The sequence below is a fragment of the Acidimicrobiales bacterium genome (assembly GCA_036273495.1).
GTDB lineage: Bacteria > Actinomycetota > Acidimicrobiia > Acidimicrobiales > JAJPHE01 > DASSEU01.
Map to the genome: position 1 here is coordinate 1 of DASUHN010000155.1, position 8,138 is coordinate 8,138.

6 protein-coding genes are annotated in these 8,138 nt (G+C 73.3%); 1 reads left to right on the top strand and 5 read right to left on the bottom strand.

The genetic code is table 11. From position 1 onward, the window contains the following. Positions 1–89 precede the first annotated feature (89 nt). Positions 90–644, bottom strand: a complete 555-nt coding sequence (locus tag VFW24_06535; protein HEX5266412.1) for a cob(I)yrinic acid a,c-diamide adenosyltransferase — start codon at positions 642–644, stop codon at positions 90–92. 75 nt (positions 645–719) lie between these two features. On the opposite strand from VFW24_06535, the gene metH reads away from it, so the two are divergent. Continuing rightward, a complete protein-coding gene (metH, locus tag VFW24_06540) occupies positions 720–4,223 on the top strand; it encodes a methionine synthase (protein ID HEX5266413.1) in 3,504 nt (1,167 codons plus the stop codon). 3 nt (positions 4,224–4,226) lie between these two features. Here the strand turns inward: metH and VFW24_06545 are convergent, their stop codons facing one another. From VFW24_06545 to VFW24_06560, 4 genes are all read right to left on the bottom strand, one after another. Further along, positions 4,227–4,436 carry a helix-turn-helix domain-containing protein gene (locus tag VFW24_06545; protein HEX5266414.1) on the bottom strand — a complete coding sequence of 70 codons (210 nt, stop codon included), beginning with the start codon at positions 4,434–4,436 and terminating at the stop codon, positions 4,227–4,229. Between the two features lie 119 nt (positions 4,437–4,555). Then, positions 4,556–5,698 carry a Xaa-Pro peptidase family protein gene (locus VFW24_06550; protein ID HEX5266415.1) on the bottom strand — a complete coding sequence of 381 codons (1,143 nt, stop codon included), beginning with the start codon at positions 5,696–5,698 and terminating at the stop codon, positions 4,556–4,558. Next, positions 5,695–7,293: a lipoyl synthase gene (gene lipA / locus VFW24_06555; GenBank protein ID HEX5266416.1), complete on the bottom strand. Its 1,599-nt coding sequence runs from the start codon at positions 7,291–7,293 to the stop codon at positions 5,695–5,697. The genes VFW24_06550 and lipA overlap by 4 nt, the downstream gene beginning before the upstream one ends. Next, positions 7,290–8,138, bottom strand: an 849-nt coding sequence (locus VFW24_06560) for a 2-oxo acid dehydrogenase subunit E2 (protein ID HEX5266417.1), incomplete at its 5' end; no start/stop codon positions are given. The genes lipA and VFW24_06560, both read right to left, overlap by 4 nt.

Genomic DNA, 8,138 nt, shown 5'->3' on the forward strand with positions numbered 1-8,138 from the left:
GGCCCGGGCCGGAGCGGGGAGGCGGGGGGCGGACCGCTTGCGGGGCGCCGGCCTCGCCCGGGCGGCGGACCCCTTGCGGGAAGCGGGTGTCATCGGGCGGCAGCCTTTCCGGTCCGGGAAGAGAGGGACCCGCCCTCTTGCCACCGGGCCATGGTCCAGAGGAGATCCGACAGGCGGTTGAGGTAGGCGCCGACCTGCGATCCGTCGGCGGGCGGGAGCGCCAGGCAGAGGCGCTCGGCCCGGCGGACGACGGTGCGGGCCACGTCGAGGACGGCGGCGGGGCGGCTCTCCCCCGGCACGACGAACTCGGTGGGCATCTCGAACAGCCCGGTGAGCCGGTCGATGTCGGCCTCGAGGGCGGACACCATGCCAGGCGTAACCAGGCTCCGGCCCGGCTCCAGCTTGCGGCGGTTGTCAGGGGCGGTGGCCACCTCGGCCATCAGCACGTAGAGCTCCCGCTCCAGGCGGGTCAGCAGGGCGTCGAGCTCGCCTCCGGGCTCCGACTCCGCCCGCGCCACGCCCAGGGCGGCCTGGGCCTCGTCGACGGCGCCGTTGGCCTCGATCACCGGGCTGTCCTTGCGGACGCGTCCGCCGTAGAGCAGGCCGGTGGTGCCGTCGTCCCCCTTGCGCGTGTAGATCTTCAATTGGCCGATCCCCTGGATGATCTCCAGAGGAATCTAACGGCGGGGCCCCCACGGGGGGTCGGTAGCCTTGGGGCCATGCCGGCCGCACCCGACGCCTATCTCGCCGCGGCGACCGAGCGCGTGGTGATCTTCGACGGGGCGTCGGGGACCAGCCTCCAGGCCGCCGACCTCGGGCCCGACGACTTCGGGGGCCCCGACCTCGAGGGGTGCAACGAGGTCCTGGTGGTCACCCGGCCCGACGTGGCGGCCCGGGTCCACGAGGAGTTCCTCGAGGTGGGCGTCGACGTGATCGAGACCCACACCTTCGGGGCGTTCGGGGTCGTGCTGGCCGAGTACGGGATCGCCGACCGGGCCCACGAGCTCAACCTGGTTGCCGCCCGTCTGGCGCGCGAGGTGGCGTCGGGGTTCTCGACGCCCGACCGGCCCCGCTGGGTGGCCGGCTCGATGGGCCCCGGGACCAAGCTGCCCTCGCTGGGCCAGATCCCCTTTGCCGAGCTGCGCGACATGTACGAGGTGCAGGCGCGTGCGCTCCTCGAGGGCGGGGTCGACCTGCTGCTGGTCGAGACCCAGTACGACCTGCTGGCGGCCAAGGCCGGGCTGATCGCCTGCCGGCGGGCCATGGCGGCGGTGGGCCGTGAGGTGCCGCTGCAGGTCCAGGTGACCATGGAGACGACGGGGCGGATGCTCGTCGGCTCGGAGATCGGCGCCGCCCTCACCACCCTGGCGGCCCTGCAGCCCGACGTGATCGGCCTCAACTGCGCGACCGGTCCCCGCGAGATGGGTGAGCACCTCCGCTACCTCTCCCGGCACTCCCCCGTGCCGATCGCGTGCCTGCCCAACGCCGGCCTGCCCTCCGTCGTCGACGGGCAGACTCACTACGACCTCACGCCCGACCAGCTTGCCGAGCACCACGCCGGGTTCGTGTCGGACCTCGGCGTGTCGGTAATCGGCGGGTGTTGCGGAACGACCCCGGCCCACCTGGCGGCCGTGGTGGAACGCTGCGCGGGCCTCTCCCCCGCCGCCCGCCGGCCCGAGATCGAGGCGGCGGGCTCGTCCATCTACTCGCCCGTCCCGTTCCACCAGGACACGTCGTTCCTGATGATCGGGGAGCGCACCAACGCCAACGGATCGAAGGCCTTTCGGGACGCCATGCTGGCCCAGGACTGGGAGACGTGTGAGCGCATCGCCCGGGACCAGGTGCGGGAGGGCGCCCACCTCCTCGACCTGTGCGTCGACTACACCGGCGCCGACGGGGTGGCCGACATGACCGAGCTGGCCCGCCGCCTGGCCACCTCGGCCAGTGCCCCGCTGGTGCTCGACTCCACCGAGCCCGAGGTGATCGAGGCCGGCCTGCAGTGGATCGGCGGCCGCCCGGTGCTCAACTCGGTGAACCTCGAGGACGGCGAGGAGCCCGGCACCCGCCTCGACCGCTTCCTGTCCCTGGCCCGCGAGTACGGGGCGGCGGTGGTCTGCACGTGCATCGACGAGACCGGCCAGGCCCGCACCGCCGAGTGGAAGCTGCGGGTGGCCCGGCGGATCAGGGACATCGCCGTCGAGCGCTACGGGCTCTCGCCCGGGGACCTGCTGTTCGACCCCCTGGCGCTCACCCTGTCCACGGGCATGGAGGAGTCCCGCCGCGACGGCATCGAGACCATCGAGGGGATCCGGCTGATCAAGACCGAGCTGCCCGGGGTCTTCACCACTCTCGGGTTGTCCAACGCCAGCTTCGGGTTCAAGCCGGCGCTGCGTCACGTCCTCAACTCGGTGTTCCTGCACGAGTGCCTGCAGGCCGGACTGGACTCCGCCATCGTCCACGCCGGGCGCATCCTTCCCCTCAACCGGATCGACGAGCGCCAGCGCGAGGTGTGCCTCGACCTGATCTACGACCGCCGGCGGGAGGGATACGACCCGCTGGCCGAGCTCCTGGATCTCTTCGCCGACGTCAGCGCCGCCACCCGGGAGGTGGAGGACCGCAGCTCGTGGTCGGTCGAGGAGCGCCTCAAGGCCCGCATCATCGACGGGGACCGCAACGGGCTCACCGACGACCTCGACGAGGCCCTGGGGGCCGGGCGCCCCGCCCTCGAGATCGTCAACGACGTCCTCCTCGAGGGAATGAAGGTCGTGGGCGAGCTCTTCGCGTCGGGCGAGATGCAGCTGCCGTTCGTCCTCCAGTCCGCCGAGACGATGAAGACGGCGGTGGCCCACCTCGAGCCGCACATGGAGAAGACCGAATCGGGGGGCAAGGGCCGGGTGGTGCTCGCCACCGTCAAGGGCGACGTCCACGACATCGGCAAGAACCTCGTCGACATCATCCTCACCAACAACGGCTACGAGGTGCACAACCTCGGCATCAAGGTCGCCCTGTCCGAGATGCTGGCCAAGGCCGACGAGATCGGGGCCGACGCCCTGGGCATGAGCGGGCTGCTGGTGAAGAGCACCCTGATCATGCGCGAGAACCTGGAGGAGCTGAACTCCCAGGGCCGCGCCGCCATGCCGGTCCTGCTCGGCGGCGCCGCCCTGACCCGCCACTACGTCGAGCGCGACCTGCGTTCGGTCTACGAGGGCCGGGTGTTCTACGGGCGGGACGCCTTCGAGGGCCTCCGGACCATGGACCGCCTGATGGAGCTCAAGCGCAGCGGAGAGGAGGATCCGGACTTCGGGCGCAAGCTCTCCGAGCGGATCATGCCGGCGCGCAAGAGCGAGCTCGACGCCGCCAACGCCCTGCCGGACGAGCAGATCCCGGCGCGGTCGCCGGACGTGGTGAGCGACAACCCCGTGTTCTCACCGCCGTTCGTCGGCACGCGGGTGGTGCGGGGCATCCCGCTCGACGACATCGCCGGCTACCTCAACGAAACCTCCCTGTTCCGCAACCAGTGGCAGTTCCGCCCCGAGAAGAACCGCGCCGGCGGCCCCGAGAGCGACGCCGAGTTCAAAGACCGCGTCCGGCCGACGCTGCGGGCCGAGCTCGACCAGGCGAAGGCCAGAGGGGTGCTGGTGCCGCAGGTGGCCTACGGGTACTTCGCCGCCAACTCCGAGGGCAACGACCTGGTGATCTGGAAGGACGAGAGCCGTACGGCCGAGCGGCTGCGCTTCACCTTCCCCCGCCAGCGCCAGGCGCCGTTCCTGTGCATCGCCGACTTCTTCCGCCCGGCCGCGTCAGAGGAAGGGGACTGGGCCGCCCTCCACCTCGTCACGATGGGCCCCAAGGTGTCGGAGGAGACGGCCAAGCTGTTCGCCGAGAACCGGTACCAGGAGTACCTGCTGCTGCACGGCCTCGGAGTCGAGATGGCCGAGGCCCTGGCCGAGTACTGGCACCGGCGGATCCGGGAGGAGTGGGGCTTCGCCGGGGAGGACGGCCCCACGCTCGGCGGGCTGTTCCGCCAGCAGTACCGGGGCGGCCGGTACTCCTGGGGCTACCCGGCCTGTCCCGACCTCGAGGACAACGCCAAGGTGGCCGAGCTGCTCGAGGCCGAGCGGATCGGGGTCGAGGTCAGCGAGGGCTTCCAGCTCCATCCCGAGCAGTCGACGCTGGCCCTGGTCTGCCACCACCCCCAGGCCAAGTACTTCGTCGCCAGATAGGGGTCAGCCCCTGGGGCGGCGGGTGGCGTACTCCCGGTGCACCGCCTGGCGGTGCCGCCCCAGCCGCTTGGCGATCTCGGCCCAGTTCCACCCCGCCCCCCGGGCCCGCTCGACCTGTTGGCGCTCCCACTCGTCCAGCAGCGGGCGAAGCTGCCTGATCGCCTCCAACCCCGTCCCCGCCTCTGACCCGGTGGCCTGCCGCACCAGCTGCAAGGCGTCCAAGGCAGTGCCAGCGGCCCTGGCCTCGTCCCCGCTCCCCGGTTCGACCATGGAGTCACCTCCCCCCGCCCCGTCCAGCATTGCATGTTGACCCGCATCGGGTCGGGTGAAGCTCAGCCCACCACGGCCAGGCCGTGGTCGACCCGGTTGAGCGCCAGGGGGCCGTCCTCGGTCGCCACCACAATGTCCTCGAGCCGGGCGCCGAACCGCCCGGCCAGGTAGATGCCCGGCTCCACCGAGAACGCATGGCCCGGCTCGAGGGGCGTGGCGTTGCCCGCGACGATGTACGGGTCCTCGTGCTCCTCGAGCCCGATGCCGTGCCCGGTCCGGTGGATGAAGAACTCCCCGAAGCCGCCGGCGGTTATCTGGCGGCGCGCCGCCGCGTCCACCTCCTCGCACGTGGCTCCGACACGCGCCGCCTGCACCGCCTGCGCCTGGGCGGCCTGCAGCACCGCGTACAGGTCGCGCACCTCGGCGGAGGGCTCCCCGGTGACGACGGTGCGGGTGATGTCCGAGCAGTAGCCCGGGCCGCCGTCGAGGGACAGCACGCCGCCGAAGTCGCAGACGACCACGTCCCCGGCCTCGATCCGGCGGGGGCCCGCCTCGTGGTGGGGGCTGGCGGCATTCGGCCCGCTGCCCACGATGGCGAAGTTCACCCGCTCGTGGCCCTCGTCCCGCAGCCGCCGGGAGAGGTCCCGGGACACCTCGGCCTCGGTCCGCCCGACCAGCGGGATCAGCCCGGCCTGCAGCTGGTCGGCCACCCGGTCGGCCGCCTCGCCCGCGGCGCGCAGACACCCGATCTCGGCGGCGTCCTTGACGGCGCGGATGGGCCCGGTCACGCCCGACGCCGGCGACCACGCAGCCGCCGGCAGCGCGCCCTGGAGCCGCAGCAGTGCCGACGCCCAGGCCCGGTCCGAGACCCCCAGGCTGCGGCGGGAGCCCACCAGGGCGGCGACGATCTGCACCGGGTCCTCGGTCTCGTTCCAGGGCCGCACCGTGAACAGCTCGGGCGCCTCGCGCACGCGGGGAGCCTCGAGCCGGGGGACGACCAGGGTCGCATCCCCGTCGGCCGGCAGCACGAGCATGGTGAGCCGCTCGAGGGGCATGGCCTCGTAACCGGTGAGCCAGGGCAGGTCGGCACCGAGCGAGAGCAGCAGGGCGTCGACGCCGGCTCGGACCATGGCGCCTCGCACCCGGTCGATGCGGGTGGCGCGCGCCACGGTCTGGTCCGGGCCCACCCCTGCCGCGGCCGTCATCCCGCCGCTCCCACCGGGGCCGCGACCACCGCTTGGCGGGCGTGGTAGCTCGACCGGGTCAGGGGGGACGCCTCCACGTGGGCGAAGCCCATCTCCCGGCCCTGCTCCCCCAACCGGGCGAACTCCTCGGGGCGCCACCACCGCGCCACCGGGAGATGGCCGGCGGTGGGCCGCAGGTACTGACCGAGGGTGAGGATGTCCACGCCGGCCGCCCGCAGGTCGGCCATGGCGGCCAGCACCTCCGCCTCGGCCTCCCCCAGGCCGAGGATGATCCCCGATTTGGTGACCAGGCCCGCCTCCCTGGCCCGGGCCAGCACCGCCAGGCTCCGGCCGTAGGACGCCGACGGTCTCACCGCCCGCTGCAGGCGCAGCACGGTCTCGAGGTTGTGGTTGAGCACGTCGGGCCGGGCGGCGAAGACCACCTCCAGCGACGCCGGGTCCCCCTTGCAGTCCGGGATCAGCACCTCGACGGTCGCGCCCGGCCGCACCCGGCGCAGCTCGGTGACGGTGGCGGCGAAGGCCGCCGCCCCCCCGTCGGCCAGGTCGTCGCGCGCCACCGCCGTGACCACGACGTGGTCGAGACCCATGCGCGCCGCCGCCCCGGCCACCCGCCCCGGCTCGGCGGGATCGGGCGCCAGCGGCCGGCGGGTGTCGACCAGGCAGAAGCCGCACGCCCGGGTGCAGCGCTCCCCGTTGATCATGAAGGTGGCGGTGCCGTCGGCCCAGCACTCGAAGATGTTCGGGCAGCCGGCTTCCTCGCACACCGTCACCAGGTCGAGCGAGCGCATGACCGAGCGGACCCGGCGGAACTCCGGGCCCATCTCCGCCTTGACGCGCAGCCACGGCGGCTTGCGGTCGGTGATGCGGACCGTGCCCGCCGGCTCGGCCCGACCGGGCGTCGGCCGGGCCGGCGCCTCGGGAGCGTCCCAGGCCGCGTCGGCCCGCTCCACCTCCGGGCCCCACCGCTCCGCGGCGCGCCGGGCCACCACGTCGACGACCTCGCGCATCGACACGGTCAGGCCCTCGGCCGCCAGCGACGTCACGGGCCGGTCCGAGATCCCGCACGGGACGATGTGGGTGAACATCTCCATGTCCGGGGCCACGTTGAGGGCAAAGCCGTGCATCGAGCGCCCCCGCGTCACGCGTATGCCGATGGCGGCGATCTTCCGGGGCCGGGGCCCCTCCGGGTCCACCCACACGCCCGGGTAACCGGACAGACGCCCGGCCCGGACGCCGAGGTCGTCCAGGGCGTCGATCACCACCTGTTCCACCCCGTGGACGTGCCGGGGCACCGAGTCGGGGCCCGGCGGCACGTCGAGGATCGGGTAGCCGACCAGCTGGCCGGGCCCGTGGTAGGTGACGTCCCCGCCCCGGTCGGTGTGCACCAGCTCCGCTCCCACCGCAGGCGGATCCACCAGCAGGTGGGCGGGGTCGGTGCGCACGCCGCACGTGTAGACGGGCGGGTGCTCGAGCAGGAGCAGGTAGCGCCCGTCGGAACGGAACAGGGCGCCCTGCACGGCATGGGCGTCGCGGTAGCGGGCCCGGCCCAGCCACCGCACCCGGAGGGCGCCGGCCGGGACGGGACGGCCGGTCACAGCTCGCCGGACCAGTCGCGCGTCTCGATGATCTCCCGGACCTTGGCCAGGAACGCCGAGGCGTAGGCGCCGTCGTTGGCCCGGTGGTCGAACGACAGGGCCAGGATCCCGACCGGGTGGATCACGATGCCCTCGCCGCCCCCCGCCAGGTCGGCCACGACCGGCTTCCGCTTCACCCCGTCGGTCGACAGGATGGCCACCTGGGGCTGGTTGATGATCGGCACGGTCATGAACGTGCCGTACGGGCCCGGGTTGGTGATCGTGAACGTTCCCCCGCTGATGTCGTCGGCGGACAGGCGCTTGCCCCGAGCCCGCTCGGCCAGGTCCCGGACCTCCCGGGCGATGGCGCGCAGCCGCTTGGAGTCGGCGTCCTTGACGACCGGGACGATCAGCCCCTCGTAGTCGAGGTCCACGGCGACGCCGAGGTTGACCCGCTTGTGCACGACCAGCTCGTTGGTGCCGACCGACGCGTTCAGCCGCGGGAACTCCGACAGGGCGTCGACGACCGCCCGGGCGATGAACGGCAGGTAGGTGAGCGAGAAGCCCTCCGCCTCGCGGAACGACTCGCGCACGTGGCCCCGGGCCGCGTCCACGCCGTGGAAGTCCACCTCGACCGCGGTCAGGGTGTGGGCCGAGGTGGCCTTGGATCGGATCATGTGCTCGGCCGTGCGCCGGCGGATGTTGGTGAACGGGACGACCTCGTCCTCCTCGCCGGCGTGGGCCGGGGGGAACGGCTGAGCGGCTGCGACCGGTCCCGCCGCCGCAGCCGGGGCCGGAGCCGCGGGCTGGGCCGGGGCGGGCGCCGGCTGGGACGGCGCCGGCTGGGACGGCGCGGCCTGAGCCGG